This window comes from Hoeflea sp. CAU 1731, assembly GCF_039888615.1.
In the GTDB taxonomy this organism is placed as follows: Bacteria; Pseudomonadota; Alphaproteobacteria; order Rhizobiales; family Rhizobiaceae; genus Flavimaribacter.
In genome coordinates this window covers 1-14,016 of record NZ_JBDQQS010000003.1, presented here as the reverse complement: position 1 = coordinate 14,016, position 14,016 = coordinate 1, and the positions used below count along the sequence as shown (strand labels likewise).

Annotated in this window: 15 protein-coding genes and 1 tRNA gene; 12 read left to right on the top strand and 4 right to left on the bottom strand. The window is 58.3% G+C overall.

The annotated features are described in order from the left end of the window. Positions 1-55: 55 nt before the first annotated feature. Positions 56-934 carry a crotonase/enoyl-CoA hydratase family protein gene (locus AAFN47_RS06530; protein WP_499808405.1) on the bottom strand — a complete coding sequence of 293 codons (879 nt, stop codon included), beginning with the start codon at positions 932-934 and terminating at the stop codon, positions 56-58. 124 nt (positions 935-1,058) lie between these two features. Between AAFN47_RS06530 and AAFN47_RS06525 the strand changes: the two genes are divergently transcribed. The 6 genes from AAFN47_RS06525 (at position 1,059) to AAFN47_RS06500 (ending at position 8,945) form a co-directional block, all read left to right on the top strand. Beyond that, complete coding sequence (locus tag AAFN47_RS06525; RefSeq protein WP_499808404.1) at positions 1,059-1,655, top strand: TetR/AcrR family transcriptional regulator; 597 nt, start codon at positions 1,059-1,061, stop codon at positions 1,653-1,655. 133 nt (positions 1,656-1,788) lie between these two features. Further along, positions 1,789-2,466, top strand: a complete 678-nt coding sequence (locus AAFN47_RS06520) for a phosphoribosyltransferase (protein ID WP_499808403.1) — start codon at positions 1,789-1,791, stop codon at positions 2,464-2,466. Beyond that, positions 2,453-3,814: an erythromycin esterase family protein gene (locus tag AAFN47_RS06515; protein ID WP_499808402.1), complete on the top strand. Its 1,362-nt coding sequence runs from the start codon at positions 2,453-2,455 to the stop codon at positions 3,812-3,814. The genes AAFN47_RS06520 and AAFN47_RS06515 overlap by 14 nt, the downstream gene beginning before the upstream one ends. Positions 3,815-3,953: 139 nt before the next feature. Next, positions 3,954-5,933 carry a DNA primase gene (dnaG, locus tag AAFN47_RS06510; RefSeq protein WP_499808401.1) on the top strand — a complete coding sequence of 660 codons (1,980 nt, stop codon included), beginning with the start codon at positions 3,954-3,956 and terminating at the stop codon, positions 5,931-5,933. A 521-nt stretch (positions 5,934-6,454) separates the two neighbouring features. Then, a complete protein-coding gene (gene rpoD, locus AAFN47_RS06505) occupies positions 6,455-8,491 on the top strand; it encodes an RNA polymerase sigma factor RpoD (protein ID WP_499808400.1) in 2,037 nt (678 codons plus the stop codon). A 46-nt stretch (positions 8,492-8,537) separates the two neighbouring features. After that, the gene (locus AAFN47_RS06500; RefSeq protein ID WP_499808399.1) at positions 8,538-8,945 is read left to right on the top strand and encodes a secondary thiamine-phosphate synthase enzyme YjbQ; all 408 of its coding nucleotides are present in this window, start codon (positions 8,538-8,540) and stop codon (positions 8,943-8,945) included. 7 nt (positions 8,946-8,952) lie between these two features. On the opposite strand, the gene AAFN47_RS06495 is transcribed toward AAFN47_RS06500, so the two are convergent. After that, positions 8,953-9,207 (bottom strand): hypothetical protein, encoded by a 255-nt coding sequence (locus AAFN47_RS06495; protein ID WP_499808398.1) that lies wholly within the window; start codon positions 9,205-9,207, stop codon positions 8,953-8,955. A 69-nt stretch (positions 9,208-9,276) separates the two neighbouring features. Between AAFN47_RS06495 and AAFN47_RS06490 the strand changes: the two genes are divergently transcribed. Beyond that, a complete protein-coding gene (locus AAFN47_RS06490) occupies positions 9,277-9,948 on the top strand; it encodes a glutathione S-transferase (protein WP_499808397.1) in 672 nt (223 codons plus the stop codon). A 2-nt stretch (positions 9,949-9,950) separates the two neighbouring features. On the opposite strand, the gene AAFN47_RS06485 is transcribed toward AAFN47_RS06490, so the two are convergent. Then, on the bottom strand, positions 9,951-10,439 hold the full coding sequence (locus tag AAFN47_RS06485) for a hypothetical protein (RefSeq protein ID WP_499808396.1): 489 nt from the start codon (positions 10,437-10,439) through the stop codon (positions 9,951-9,953). Positions 10,440-10,684: 245 nt separating this feature from the next. Between AAFN47_RS06485 and AAFN47_RS06480 the strand changes: the two genes are divergently transcribed. The 4 genes from AAFN47_RS06480 (at position 10,685) to AAFN47_RS06465 (ending at position 12,696) form a co-directional block, all read left to right on the top strand. Then, positions 10,685-11,140, top strand: coding sequence for a MarR family winged helix-turn-helix transcriptional regulator (locus tag AAFN47_RS06480; protein WP_499808395.1), 456 nt, complete (start codon positions 10,685-10,687; stop codon positions 11,138-11,140). Positions 11,141-11,142: 2 nt separating this feature from the next. Then, a complete protein-coding gene (locus AAFN47_RS06475; protein ID WP_499808394.1) occupies positions 11,143-11,550 on the top strand; it encodes a ketosteroid isomerase-related protein in 408 nt (135 codons plus the stop codon). A 1-nt stretch (position 11,551) separates the two neighbouring features. Beyond that, positions 11,552-12,148, top strand: a complete 597-nt coding sequence (locus AAFN47_RS06470; RefSeq protein ID WP_499808687.1) for a GNAT family N-acetyltransferase — start codon at positions 11,552-11,554, stop codon at positions 12,146-12,148. A 203-nt stretch (positions 12,149-12,351) separates the two neighbouring features. After that, the gene (locus AAFN47_RS06465; RefSeq protein WP_499808393.1) at positions 12,352-12,696 is read left to right on the top strand and encodes a hypothetical protein; all 345 of its coding nucleotides are present in this window, start codon (positions 12,352-12,354) and stop codon (positions 12,694-12,696) included. Positions 12,697-12,763: 67 nt separating this feature from the next. On the opposite strand, the gene AAFN47_RS06460 is transcribed toward AAFN47_RS06465, so the two are convergent. Beyond that, entirely contained in the window at positions 12,764-13,492 is a 729-nt protein-coding gene (locus AAFN47_RS06460; RefSeq protein WP_499808392.1) for an SIMPL domain-containing protein, read from the bottom strand. A gap of 127 nt (positions 13,493-13,619) precedes the next feature. Here AAFN47_RS06460 and AAFN47_RS06455 point away from each other — a divergent pair. Then, positions 13,620-13,696, top strand: a tRNA-Ile gene (locus AAFN47_RS06455). The last annotated feature ends 320 nt before the right edge of the window (positions 13,697-14,016 follow it).

Sequence of the window (14,016 nt, the reverse complement as noted above, 5' to 3'; positions counted from 1 at the left end):
GGAAAACATGGCGACAAGAGAACCCGGGCCCTTTGGGAGTCCGGATTCTCTGTAACTACAGGCTGCTTCTTCGACGCGGTTGTTCTTCCGGCGGCGCCTGACTGTAATCTGCGAACGGGCCGTCGCGCCGGGCGACGGCGCTCTTGACGCCCTCATCCCTTGCCACACGCACAAAATCCCGACCTTCCGGCGTGTTGCGCATAATTCCATCCAGGATGGGCCCGAGCGTCTGCGTGCTTTGCAGTCCCATATTGTCGTAGGCCTGATTGACGATGAGTTTCATCGCCAGCAATTGCGTCAGCGGTATTGTTGCGAGCTTGTCCGCCAGTTCGGCGACCTTCCGGTCGAGATCTTCCAGCGGGTAGGAAAAGTTGATCAGTTCGATTTTGGCGGCTTCCTTGCCGCTGATCCATTCGCCGGTAAGAGCGTAGTATTTGGCTTTCGCGAGCCCCAGCCGGTAGATCCACATGCCCGACAAGTGGCAGCCCCAGACCCGCGAATAAGGCGTTCCAAAACGGGCGTCGTCGGACGCGATCACCAGATCGGCGCACAGCGCCATTTCCGAACCGCCGCCCACACAATAGCCGTGCACCTTTGCGATAACCGGTTTCGAGCCCCGCCAGATGCCCATGAATTGCGGGATATAACTGGTGTACTGGTTGGTCACCAGATTGACGTCCATTCCGGGATCGTAATTTTCCTCCATCAGCGCTTCATAGTGTTCCAGACCGTTCGAAAAGTCGAAGCCGGCGCAGAAGCTGTCGCCTGCGCCTTCCAGAACAATGACGCGCACCGCGTCATCGCGATTGGCGGACTTCAATGCGCCGTCCAGTTCGTCCAGCACATCTGCGCGAAGCGTGTTGAATTTCTCCGGTCTGTTAAGGGTGATCGTGGCGATTGCGCCGTCTTTTCCATATTTCACAAGTTCCGGCACGGTTTCCTCCCTTGTTTGCCTACCGAACGGTAAGAGAATTGCCATCAAGCGTTGGATAAGTCAATAATTATAGGTTATTGTTGTGACTCATTGATTTAATAGAAATTACCAAACGGTATGTCATATGAGCAAGAACACCCGCGAACAGTTGCTTGAGAGCGCCAGACGATGCTTCGCTGCGAAGGGCTTCTACGGCGCGAGCATCGCCGACATTGCAGATGATCTCGGCCTGACCAAACAGGCTCTGCTGCATCATTTTGGCAGCAAGGAGAAGCTCTACGGCGAAATCCTGAAAGGCATTGCGGAAAGCATCATCAGCGACATCATCCGGACCAGGGCCGATGTGACAGACCCTCTCGCCCAGCTTGAAGCACTGATGACCGGTATACTCGAGCGACAGCTTGCGCATTTCGATGAAGCGCAAATCCTGATGCGGGAGCTTCTGGACAATCGCGCGCGGGCGGAACAGGCAGGCAACTGGTACCTGAAGCCGTTTCTGCAATCGCTGGTTTCCATAGTCAGGGCAATCCCCCTGGAGGAAGACCTGACGGAAGCCCGGGCGCTTGCGCTGGTCTATCAGTTCCTCGGATCGATCAACTATTTCGTCGTTTCCGAGCCGACGCTGACGCAGATGTTCGGCAGGGAGGCGCATGCCGCCATGCGGCGAGATTATCCCGAACAATTGAGACTTTTGATCCACAGCAGGTTCCGTCGCAACTGAATCAGCAGGGAAAGCGCGGCAAGACGCATGCAGTTGATCATCATCATATCCGCAAATTGTGCGTGTACTATAGTGAGAGATGGAACCGGAGTTCCCTGCATGAACAGGGAGCAAGCGCAGGAGGAGGAACGCTATGGAACTTTTGCGGGACAGGCATGACGCCGGCAAGCGGCTGGCTGGAGCCTTGTCGCACTATGCCGGACGACCGGACACCGTGGTTCTCGCTCTTCCGCGCGGCGGCGTGCCTGTCGCCTACGAGATTTCGCGGATCCTCGACTTGCCGCTCGATGTTCTGCTGGTGAGAAAGCTCGGCGTTCCCGGCCATGAGGAGTTGGCCATGGGCGCGATCGCCTGGGGCGATATCCGCGTGCTCAACAGCGAGATCGTCAAGGAACTGCACATTTCCGACGATGCGGTCGAGGACGCCGTCGCCCGGGAGAGCGCGCTGATCCGTGAGCGCAACACACTCTATCGCAACGACCGCCCGCCGCCCCTTGTCGAAGGCAAGACCATGATTGTGGTTGATGACGGCCTTGCCACGGGTGCTACCATGAAGGCGGCGATCGCTGCACTGCGACAGGTTGGAGCAGAACGGATTGTGACGGCGGCGCCGGTTGGCGCGACCTCCACAAGGGATGAACTGCTGGCGCTCGCCGACGAGGTTGTTTGCCTTGCGACGCCGCATCCGTTTTACGGGGTTGGCCAATGGTATGCAGACTTTTCGCAGATCGGTGATACACTGGTGTTGGACCTGCTGAACAAATGCAGGGCGAGGAGAGCGGGCGAGGTGCGTCCGGATGACAAAGACTGATATAGACAGTGTGCTCGTTGAAGCCATCGGCAGACATGCATGTCCGATCGGCGGCGCCATGTTTGACTATGATCCAATCGTCAGCGCAACGCAGAGCTGCCGCCATGTGCTGATCGGCGAAGCGTCGCACGGCACCCGGGAATTCTACCGAGCCCGCGCCGAGATTACCGAAAGACTGATCGACGAACTGGGCTTTGACGCCGTGGCCGTGGAAGCGGATTGGCCGGACGCCTATACGGTCAACCGTCACGTGTGTTCTGCAGGGTCAAACGTTTCGCCGGATGCGGCGCTCGCCGATTTCGAGCGGTTTCCCACCTGGATGTGGCGCAATGTCGAGGTTCTGCATTTCGTCAACTGGTTGCGCGCCTTCAACATTCAGAACGCGAATTCGAGAGAAGGCCGCAGGCCTGTTGGGTTTTACGGGCTCGACCTCTACAGCATGGGCACATCGGCGCAAGCCGTCATCGACTATCTCGACAAGACCGACCCGGAAGCCGCCACGCGCGCGCGTATCCGCTATTCCTGCCTCGACCATTTTGCCGAGAATCCCCAATCCTACGGCCGTGCGATCGAATTTGGCATAACTGAAGACTGCGAGGACGAGATTGTGGCGCAGTTGGTGGAACTGCGCAAAAAGGCACGGGAATATATGGAGGCGGACGGTCTCGTCGCCGAGGACGAATTCTTCTGCGCCGAACAGAATGCCAAACTTGTCCGCAACGCCGAGGAATATTACCGCACAATGTTCCGCGGTCGTCCCAGTTCCTGGAATCTGCGTGACCAGCATATGTTCGAGATGCTAAAGGACCTGGACCGGCATCTCTCCGATCAACTCGGACGCGAGGCGCGGATCGTCGTGTGGGCGCATAATTCCCATGTCGGCAACGCCGGAGCCACTGACATGTCCAGGCGGGGCGAGTTCAATATCGGCCAGCTTGTACAGCATGAAATGGGCGACGAGGCCTTGCTGATCGGTTTTACGACCTGTCGCGGAACCGTGACGGCGGCCTACGGCTGGGATGCGCCGGTCGAACGCAAAACAGTCCGCGATCCGATGCCGGACAGCTACGAAGAGGTCTTCCATCACGTCAACCACAAGCAGTTCCTGATTGATCTGCGAGAGGACAACGAAGCCGTGGACATGCTCATGGTTCCGCGTCTCGAGCGGGCGATCGGGGTGGTCTATCGTCCAGAGACGGAGCGCAGCAGTCACTATTTCCGCTGCTGCCTGCCGGAACAGTTCGATTTCCTGCTGCACTATGATGTCACGGAAGCGGTCGAGCCGCTGGACACGACGCCGCATTGGCGCCAGGGCGAACTGGACGAGACCTATCCAAGCGGATTGTGAAATTCGTTATGTGGAATAGTGGGAAGAGTTGACTATTTGAATGGTGAGCCGTCGCCCCGCCTGATAGACGTTCTCCACAGACCGGGAATCGGCTTGCCAGCAAGCCAGACACCCTTTTTACCCGCCGCCCGGAGACAGCATGCGTTTCGAACCGTCATTTCTTGATGATCTGCGCGACCGGATTCCGATATCCGAGGTCATCGGGAAACGCTTGTCCTGGGATAAGCGTAAGACCAATGTTTCGCGTGGCGACTGGTGGGCCTGCTGTCCGTTCCACGGAGAAAAGACGCCGAGCTTTCACTGCGAGGACAGCAAGGGGCGCTACCATTGTTTCGGATGCGGCGTGTCCGGCGATCATTTCCGCTTCCTGACCGAGCTCGAAGGCGTAAGCTTCGTTGAGGCCGTGGAGCAGGTCGCCGACATGGCGGGCGTGCCGCTGCCGGCGCCCGATCCACAGGCGGCGCGACGCGAAAAGCAACGGGCGAGCCTTATCGACGTCATGGAGATGGCCACCGTTTTCTTTCAGGAAAAGTTGCAGTCGGCGGAAGGGGCCAAGGCGCGGGCCTATCTGCGCGACCGGGGCCTGTCTGGACGCACCATCCAGACGTTCCGTCTCGGGTATGCGCCGGACAGCCGCAACGCTCTGAAGGAATATCTCGCCGGAAAGGGCGTCGAGAAAAGCCAGATCGAGGCCTGCGGCCTGGTGGTGCACGGGCCGAACATTTCCGTGTCCTATGACCGGTTCCGCGACCGGGTCATGTTTCCGATCGTCAATCCGCGGGAAAAGGTGATCGCTTTCGGCGGTCGCGCCATGTCGTCCGACATCCCCGCGAAATATATGAACTCCAACGATACGGAGCTCTTTCACAAGGGCCGCGTGCTCTACAATTTTCCGCAGGCCCGACGCGCCGCGCAAGGCGCGGACGGCGCCGGAACGGTGATCGCCGTCGAGGGGTATATGGATGTCATCGCCCTTCACCAGGCGGGCGTGACAAACGCCGTCGCGCCGCTCGGCACGGCGTTGACTGAAGACCAGCTTGATCTGATGTGGCGCATGACGCCGGAGCCGATCCTGTGTTTTGACGGGGATTCGGCGGGTCAGAGAGCCGCGAACAGGGCGATCGACATCGCGCTTGCGGGATTGCAGCCGGGTCGGTCGGTGCGGTTCGCGACATTGCCTGAGGGAAAGGACCCGGACGACCTCGTGCGGGACGCTGGCCGTGCGCCATTCGAAGAGGTGTTGCGCAACGCCCGTCCGCTTGCGGATATGCTCTGGTTCAGGGAGACGCGTTCAGGCGTCTTCGACACACCGGAAAAACGCGCGGAACTGGAATCGCGAATTGGCGGATTGATGGCCTCAATCGCCAATGAAAGCGTCAGGCGACACTACCAGCAGGACATGAGGGACCGCCTGAACGGCTTTTTCGACACATCCTCCGGACAGGGCGCGCGCCAGGGGCGTGAAGGCGGATACGGGTCCTACAGGAAGGGAAACCAGCGATTCGGGGCAAGGGGTCAGCAGGCCGGGAGACGTTACGCCGTGAGCAGTCGGCTTGCACAATCGACGCTGGTCGCCGGGGCCACCCGGGCGCCGGCCCTGCGCGAAAGCGTATTGGCCCTGACGCTCGTCAATCATCCGCAATTGCTGACGACCGAGTTTGACGACGCGGCGGCGATCGAGTTCGAGAGCGCCGCCCTGCGCGCGCTGCTTGGCGTGTTAATGAACCAGTGCATGAAGGACGGGGTCGTCGAGCGGGAAGAAGTGCGCGCGGCGATCGGGGCCGCAGGACTCGCCGAGACGGTGGAAACGCTCGAGAAGCAGGTTCGCTACACCGGTCTGTGGACGGCGACCGCCGAAGCGGCGCTGGAAGACGCGCAGGCCGGCTTTGGGCAGGCGCTGGCGCTGCACAACAGGACGCGGTCTCTCAAACTGCAGAAAATGGAGCTCGAGCGCGATCTGGCCGACGTGACCGACACCGGGGACGAAGACGCCATGCCCGGCCTGCTGAATAGTCTTCGGTCTGTGCAGCAGGAGATCGACAGGCTGGAACAGCAGGAGGCGATTATCGACGGATTTGGAATATTGTCCGGCCGCGTGAGAGGAGCGGCCGGTCAGTAAATCGGGCGACGGAAAGAATCTTGGCTTTGGAGTCGGTGCAGCATCTTGCAAAGCGGGCCTACGCTCCTAAATAGGTCCACATCGGCAGGAAAGGGACGCGCGCCGAAGGCGCGGTCAGGAAATTATGCAGGCTGCCGCGAGATTCACGGGCAAGCGCGACGGGCATCTGAAGTGACGTCGCAGGACCGGACGAGGTTTTCCGTAATTTACGTGAATTTTGGTGAATTTACGCCAAATTCTAGATTTTTTACCGGGATTCGCTTGACGTATTGGTAAATTGACGGAATCACCAGATGGACGATCGGGATCATCGGGTCAAGCAATTCGAAATTGTGTCCGCAAACGCGTCAGGAACGTTTCGAACCACGAGGTGGGCTGAATGAGCGTGAAGCCACCGTCTATGGTTAATCAGGAATTAAGCATCATACCGCTATTCAGTTAGAACTACTGATTCTTAGGACGCTGGCAGGGTTCCACCCTGCCGGGAGACGCAGCGCGGCAACGAAAGCGACGGGAAATATATGGCAACCAAGGTCAAGGAAAACGAAGAAGCCGAGGCAGAACGCGACACCAGCGGCGATGGACCGCTTCTCGACCTCTCCGACAGCGCTGTCAAGAAGATGATCAAGGCCGCCAAGAAGCGCGGCTATGTAACGATGGACGCGCTGAACGCCGTTTTGCCGTCCGAGGAAGTCACTTCCGAACAGATCGAGGACACCATGTCGATGCTGAGCGACATGGGCATCAATGTCGTCGAGGAGGAAGAGGAAGGCGACGACAATTCCAATTCCAATGAAACGGAAAACACCGGCACCGATGTTGCGGTAAGCAGCGGAACCGCTGTCGCGACAGCGAAGAAAAAGGAGCCGACGGACCGCACCGACGATCCGGTGCGCATGTATCTGCGTGAAATGGGTTCGGTGGAGCTTCTGTCACGCGAAGGCGAAATCGCCATCGCCAAACGCATCGAGGCCGGACGCGAAACGATGATCGCGGGCCTCTGCGAAAGCCCGTTGACCTTCCAGGCCATCATCATCTGGCGCGACGAGCTCAATGAGGGCGATACGCTGCTGCGCGAGATCATTGATCTCGAAACGACCTACTCCGGACCGGAAGCCAAGGCTGCGCCGCAATTCCAGTCGGCTGAAAAGATCGAAGCCGATCGCAAGGCTGCGGAAGAGAAGGAAAAGGCGCGCAACGAGCGCCGCCGGTCCGATGACATAACTGACGTCGGCGGCGAAGGCGTCTCGTCGGAAGAGGACGAGGACGACGAGGAAGACGAATCCAACCTGTCGCTCGCCGCCATGGAGGCGGAACTGCGGCCGCAGGTCATGGAGACCTTCGACGTCATCGCCGACACCTACAAGAAACTGCGCAAGCTTCAGGACATGCAGGTCGAAGCGCGGCTGGCCGCCAGCGGAACATTGTCGACGGCGCAGGAGCGACGGTACAAGCAGCTCAAGGAAGAACTCATCGCAGCGGTCAAATCGCTTGCGCTCAACCAGAACCGCATCGACGCGCTGGTCGAGCAACTCTATGACATCAACAAGCGGTTGGTTCAGAACGAGGGCCGTCTGTTGCGTCTCGCTGAATCCTACAAGGTCAGACGTGAGGAATTCCTGCAGCACTATCAGGGCGCGGAACTCGATCCCAACTGGATGAAGTCGATCGCCAACCTTTCCGGTTCCGGCTGGAAGGATTTCGCAAAGAGCGAAAAGAACACGATCAAGAGCATTCGCGGCGAGATCCAGAATCTTGCGACGGAAACCGGCATATCGATTTCCGAATTCCGCCGCATCGTCCACATGGTCCAGAAGGGCGAGCGCGAAGCCAGCATCGCCAAGAAGGAAATGGTGGAGGCAAATCTCCGTCTGGTGATTTCGATTGCAAAGAAATACACCAATCGCGGACTGCAGTTCCTTGACCTGATTCAGGAAGGCAATATCGGCCTGATGAAGGCGGTCGACAAGTTCGAGTATCGCCGTGGCTACAAATTCTCGACCTATGCGACCTGGTGGATCAGGCAGGCGATCACCCGGTCGATCGCCGACCAGGCCCGCACCATCCGTATTCCGGTGCATATGATCGAAACGATCAACAAGATTGTCCGCACCTCACGGCAGATGCTGCATGAGATCGGTCGCGAGCCGACGCCGGAAGAACTGTCCGAGAAACTCGCCATGCCGCTGGAAAAAGTGCGCAAGGTGTTGAAGATCGCCAAGGAGCCGATCAGCCTCGAAACGCCGGTCGGCGACGAGGAGGATTCGCATCTCGGTGATTTCATCGAAGACAAGAATGCGATCCTGCCGATCGACGCGGCGATCCAGGCCAACCTGCGCGAGACGACGACCCGCGTGCTGGCGTCGCTTACGCCGCGCGAGGAACGCGTTTTGCGCATGCGTTTCGGCATCGGCATGAACACCGACCACACGCTGGAAGAAGTCGGTCAGCAGTTCTCGGTGACCCGCGAACGTATCCGCCAAATCGAGGCGAAGGCGCTGCGCAAGCTGAAGCACCCGAGCCGCTCGCGCAAACTGCGCAGCTTCCTCGACAGCTGACAGAAAAAGGGCCCCGGCGGGCCCTTTTCATTTTCCGGATTGCGCCATGCAAAGTCAGATATCGATCCGCACCAGCGGTCAGGGTCTCTATGAATTTACCGGCGAGGTCGTGGAATTCGTCTCGGAGAGCGGCGTTGATGAGGGGCTGCTGACGGTGTTCGTCCGCCATACGTCCTGTTCCCTGCTGGTTCAGGAAAACGCCGATCCGGATGTGTGTCGCGATCTCAACGAATTCTTTGCTCGCATTGCGCCTGAAAACATGAGCTGGCTGCGGCACACGATGGAGGGGCCGGACGACATGCCGGCGCACATCAAGTCGGCGCTGACGCAGGTCAGTCTGTCAATACCGGTGGCGAATGCAAGGCCGCTGCTTGGAACCTGGCAGGGGGTCTATCTGTTTGAACACCGCCGCGCGCCGCATCAGCGGAAGATCGTTCTGCATGTCTCCGGGTAGTGGTCGGCTATTCAAGCTCAATGGAGGTGACGACGAAATCGGGACCGAGTTCGATTTTGTAGGTCGCGCCATGGCAGGTTGCGTCTTCAACCTCCAACTCACCGGACTGTGACTTGAAGATGACGCCGCCGTCGCAGCCCCAGGCGGCAATGGCTTTCGTGACCTGAGCGGTTTCGTCGTCGGTGATCGCGACAGAGGTAGCGTTGGCCGTATGCGAAACAGCCGTCAGAAGAACAATTGCGGAGACAAGAAGTTTTTTCATATCGTATTCCTGTTTCTGAATGCCGGCACAAGACAATAGTTTTGTGAGGTTCCAAGAATATCCAAATCGATGACCATGATGCGCGCTGATTTTGCACACTTGCCGGTTCTCTATTCCTTCAGACGTTGTCCCTATGCGATGCGGGCGCGGCTGGCTTTGCGCTCGGCCGGCGTTACCGTGGAGTTGCGCGAGGTCGTTCTGAAGGACAAGGCGCCGGAGTTTCTGGCGGCGTCCCCGTCGGCCACGGTTCCCTGCCTGGTCGTGCCTGGGGCGCAAGCGATCGACGAGAGTCTCGACATCATGGTGTGGTCGCTGCAGCAGTCCGACCCCGAAGGCCTGCTCGCCCCTTCGATCGGGACGCTTGATGAAATGCTTGATCTGATCGCGGAGCTGGACGGCTCCTTCAAACGGAGCCTCGACCGCTACAAATACGAGACCCGCTTCGGCGATGCGGATCCTGTTGAGGAACGCAACAAGGCCTGCCTTTTCCTGGAAAAGCTGGACGCCATGCTTAAGGGTCGCCGATGGCTTTTCGGAGACCGCCCGTCGCTCGCGGATCTCGCTAGCCTTCCGTTCGTGCGGCAGTTCGCCAATGTGGATCGGGAGTGGTTCGATGACCAGGAGTGGCCGGATCTGATCCGCTGGCTGGACAGGTTTCTTGAATCCGAACGGTTCGGTGCGATCATGACCCGCTATCCAAAGTGGAAAGCGGGTGATCCGACGACTTTGTTTGCGGCTTGAGCCTATCGACGCCAGCCGTGATGGCCTCCACGCATCCATTGTGAAAGCCGGTCTTGCTGGACATTGTCGAGGCTGGCGTAGAAAGCCTGCAGGGACGGTTCCAGCTTCTCGAGCGCCTGTTGTGCGCTACCCAGCCAGATCTTGGCCGACGCCATGTCCTGGATCAGATCCCCTGCGGCGGCCTGCGTTGAACAAAGGCCGTCGGGACGCGCGGCGATCTCGCGGATTTGCTGATTGACGTCTCCGAGCAGGTCTATCTGTTTCCGGTTCAGTTCCAGATCGACAATCGCAAACTTCTCGGCGAAATCCAGGCGAAAGCTCGAGAGGATTTGACAGAAGTCGTGGCCGCTGTCATGGCACCGGTCATGCCTCAGCGACCAGAAAGAAGCCGCTCCAGCGTTGCCGAGGCGATTGCGTTCGTTTCTGGCGTGGGCGACGCCAGCGACGACAATCGTGAAAACAGACAGGGCTATCAGGTTTTTCTTCAGCATGGTTCAATCCTCCACCATTTCAATATGACAATACACTTGTCATATTGAAATTGACAATTTACTTGTCAATAATGAAGACCATAATCAGGAAGGACGTCGATGTGGCTCGGTGTGTGTTCCGCGTGGCGTATGTTATCTTCTGCAAGTGTTGTGGACATGCTGACGAGGGACAGCAGCTGAAACATGTCTTGCGCCGGGCCTCCACCATGGGGCAAACAGGAAGCCGAGCCTGAGGAGACATGTACGTGACCAGATCCGCGGATCCTGATCAACTTTACGCCCTGATCACCGAGATTCGCAAAGCCTTCGGCGAGTTGAGGACCTTTTCCGACGGACAGATCATGGATCTCGGCATGACGGCGGCGATGCGCGCGGTGCTGGAGGATCTGGACAAGCACGGCGCCCAGACAGTTCCGGACATTGCGCGACGCAAGGGCCGGACCCGCCAGCATATTCAGCAACTCGCCGACGCCCTTGTCGAAGCGGGGTTCGCAGAGTTTCACGACAATCCCGCGCATCGGCGATCCAGGTTGCTGGCGCAGACGAAGCGGGGCAGGGAGGTGTTTTCCGAAATCCGCAGGCGGGAAAGAGAAAGCTTGGGGCGAGCTGCAGAACGCCTGGACGGCGGCAGGATACAGGCCACGACGGATTTGTTGCGCGAATTGCGCAAGGACCTTGCAGGACAAACAGATCGGGATTGAGCATGACTGAAACGGAAACACTCATTCGACAGTATTTTGACGCTTTCAACAGCAAGGATAGCGACGCCATGCTGGCGCTGCTGCATGAGGATGTCGTCCATGACATCAACCAGGGCGGTCGGGAAATCGGCAAGGAAAGATTTCGCTGGTTTCTGGCGACGATGAACCGGCATTATTCCGAACAGCTTTCCGACATCATCATAATGACGAGCAGCACGGAAGGACGCGCAGCAGCCGAATTCACGGTGCGCGGCAATTACCAGGCAACGGCCGACGGTTTACCCACCGCGCGCGGACAGTCCTATTCCATCGCCGCGGGCCAGTTTTTTGAAATCGATCAGGGGTTCATCACGCGCGTGACGACCTATTACAATCTGGAGGAATGGATCGCTCAGGTGCGCGTTGAATGATGTGCGGGGCCCGCTGACGATCCGGACGCTCTCCGGCTACGAAATCGGCGAGGCGCTCGACGATCTCGCCCGCCTGCGCATCACCGTGTTCCGCGACTGGCCCTATCTCTATGACGGCGACATGGATTATGAACGCCGATACCTTTCTCGTTTTGCTGGGTCCTATGGCGCGGTTGTCGTTGGCGCGTTGGACGGCGAGCGAATGGTCGGAGCCTCCACGGCGTCGCCTTTGGGTGACCATTTCTCCGAGTTTTCCGAGCCGCTCGCGAAGGCTGGTTACGATCCGGACAGCATTTTCTACCTTGCTGAATCGGTGCTGCTGGAAGAGTGGCGCAGGGGCGGCGTCGGGGTGCGGTTTTTCGAAGAACGCGAGAAGGCCGCGGTCGCGCAGGGCTTCCGAGAGGCGGTGTTCTGCGGTGTCGTCAGACCAGTAGATCATCCGATGCGGCCGCCCGGCTATACGCCGCTCGACGGTTTCTGGCGCAACCGCGGATATGCTCCGATAGAGGGCGTCGCCTGCCGTTTTTCGTGGCGGGATATTGGCGAACAGAAGGAGACGGAAAAGCCGTTACAGTTCTGGTCGAAGATCCTGGATTGAAAGAATCGTCCACCGTTTCCAGTTTTTCAAATATTTTTGATGCATCTAAATATCTGAATTAGCTTTGATATGTCGCATCCTCGACGTCATGCGCTCAAGGTGAACGCCGCATGAACGCCCGGTTGCAGATTGGTTCAGCCGAAGAAGTCCAGAGTGCAGTCATCGCTTGAGAGGCGAAACCAATCTGGACACGGAGAGAACCAATGTTTGCAAATATCATCAAGACTGTCGCAGTTACGACGATGATCGGCCTTGGCGCCGCAGCGACAACCGCCACGCCCGCAGCAGCTGGCGGCGTGGGCATCAACATTCAAATCGGCGCGCCGGGATATGGCCCGGGACCGTATTGGGGACCGAAGCCCGGTCCCAAAGGCGGCTACTGCAAGAACTACAAGGCGAAGCAGAAGGCGCACTGGTACGGCGTCAAGAAGGCCTATGTCGTCAAGAAGACGCCTTACAAGGTGATCGTCAGGGGCTGGACCAAGGGCTATCAGAGACAGGTCGTACTGGCCAACAACTGGAACTGCCCGGTCCTGGCGGTTTATTGAACCGCGCCAGCGATGATACCGTCAACACCCCGGCCTGCGACACATGCGGCCGGGGTTTGCATTTGTTCTAATCTTTGATCTCGAACGACATGGTGACGGAAACGCTGTATTCGTTTTCGCCGGCCGCCACAGGCACGCCCCTCGCATCGGAGGCCATGGCCATTTCCGCTCGCATCATCGGCATTGGTCGGCCGGGATTGGCGACTTCGCTGATCTTCAATACACTGCCGAGTTCAATACCTGCAGCTCCGGCCAGGGTCTGCGCCTTTTCCATCGCGTCTTCGACGGCTTTCTTGCGCGCTTCCGTGATTGCGGCGGACGGGTCGTCGCTGGTGAACATGATCTGACCGCCCTGGTTGACGCCGAGCGTCACCGATTTGTCGAGGACAGCGCCGAGATTAGCGAGGTCACGGATGCGCACCGTCAGGGAATTCGAGACATTGTAGCCCTCGATCGTCGGAGGCTGCCGCTGATTGTCATCCTGCTTTGGGTAGACATATTGGGGGCTGATTGAGAAGTTCGATGTCTGCAGGTCGCGATCCTCAATGCCGGTCGCCTCCATTTCCGCCAGAATGGCGGCCATGGCTTCATTGCTTGCGTCGAGCGCCTCGCGCGCGGTCTTTCCCTGGCGAAGCACCGTCAGGTTTATGACCGCCATATCAGGCGCAATCTGCGCGGTTCCCTCTCCGGTTACGGAAATGCTCGGCTGGCGGTGTGGCTTCTGCGCCTGGGCCATTGCCGAAACGGGAAGCAGGGCGACGGCGAACATGATCAAAAATTTCTTTGCTGGGCTCATGGGAATCCCCTTGGTTGAAGTCCCGCGATCCGTAAAATCTCTTTGCGGCAATCTCTTGTCGGCCCGTGCGATTTGGTTTAAGCGATGGCTTCGTGCGGCGTCCGGCTCTATCGCGTCGCATCGGGTGGGGCCTGTAGCTCAGTTGGTTAGAGCCGGCGGCTCATAACCGCTTGGTCGTAGGTTCGAGTCCTACCGGGCCCACCATATCTCCGTTTTTATTCAATGATATCAAACATTTAAAAATTTTTAAATTCGCTCGATACCCCCACGATACCCCCACCCCAAAAACCTCATTCAATTTTGTGTTGAATGGCGCGGAACGTCACTGCTTTGCAGGTATCATTTCGGTACCGTAACGATAATCAACAAAAATGTTGAATTTCGTATCGAACATGTAAGGTTAGAGCATCGTGTGCTTTGAGTGAATCAGGGATGCTTCCAATTGTGCCGGCGGTGTGATTCTTTGGGTCGAGGAGATGATTCGATGACCCATGCACTTTCCAGTGACCTTCGCCGGCGTGTAA

What these genes read in the sequence shown, in the direction of transcription:
- AAFN47_RS06495 (WP_499808398.1), bottom strand. Translation starts at nt 9,207, where the DNA reads ATGAAAAAACTTCTTGTCTCCGCAATTGTTCTTCTGACGGCTGTTTCG.
- AAFN47_RS06465 (WP_499808393.1), top strand. Translation starts at nt 12,352, where the DNA reads ATGTTTGCAAATATCATCAAGACTGTCGCAGTTACGACGATGATCGGC.
- AAFN47_RS06520 (WP_499808403.1), top strand. Translation starts at nt 1,789, where the DNA reads ATGGAACTTTTGCGGGACAGGCATGACGCCGGCAAGCGGCTGGCTGGA.
- AAFN47_RS06460 (WP_499808392.1), bottom strand. Translation starts at nt 13,492, where the DNA reads ATGAGCCCAGCAAAGAAATTTTTGATCATGTTCGCCGTCGCCCTGCTT.
- AAFN47_RS06490 (WP_499808397.1), top strand. Translation starts at nt 9,277, where the DNA reads ATGACCATGATGCGCGCTGATTTTGCACACTTGCCGGTTCTCTATTCC.
- AAFN47_RS06485 (WP_499808396.1), bottom strand. Translation starts at nt 10,439, where the DNA reads ATGCTGAAGAAAAACCTGATAGCCCTGTCTGTTTTCACGATTGTCGTC.
- AAFN47_RS06475 (WP_499808394.1), top strand. Translation starts at nt 11,143, where the DNA reads ATGACTGAAACGGAAACACTCATTCGACAGTATTTTGACGCTTTCAAC.
- rpoD (WP_499808400.1), top strand. Translation starts at nt 6,455, where the DNA reads ATGGCAACCAAGGTCAAGGAAAACGAAGAAGCCGAGGCAGAACGCGAC.
- dnaG (WP_499808401.1), top strand. Translation starts at nt 3,954, where the DNA reads ATGCGTTTCGAACCGTCATTTCTTGATGATCTGCGCGACCGGATTCCG.
- AAFN47_RS06525 (WP_499808404.1), top strand. Translation starts at nt 1,059, where the DNA reads ATGAGCAAGAACACCCGCGAACAGTTGCTTGAGAGCGCCAGACGATGC.
- AAFN47_RS06500 (WP_499808399.1), top strand. Translation starts at nt 8,538, where the DNA reads ATGCAAAGTCAGATATCGATCCGCACCAGCGGTCAGGGTCTCTATGAA.
- AAFN47_RS06515 (WP_499808402.1), top strand. Translation starts at nt 2,453, where the DNA reads ATGACAAAGACTGATATAGACAGTGTGCTCGTTGAAGCCATCGGCAGA.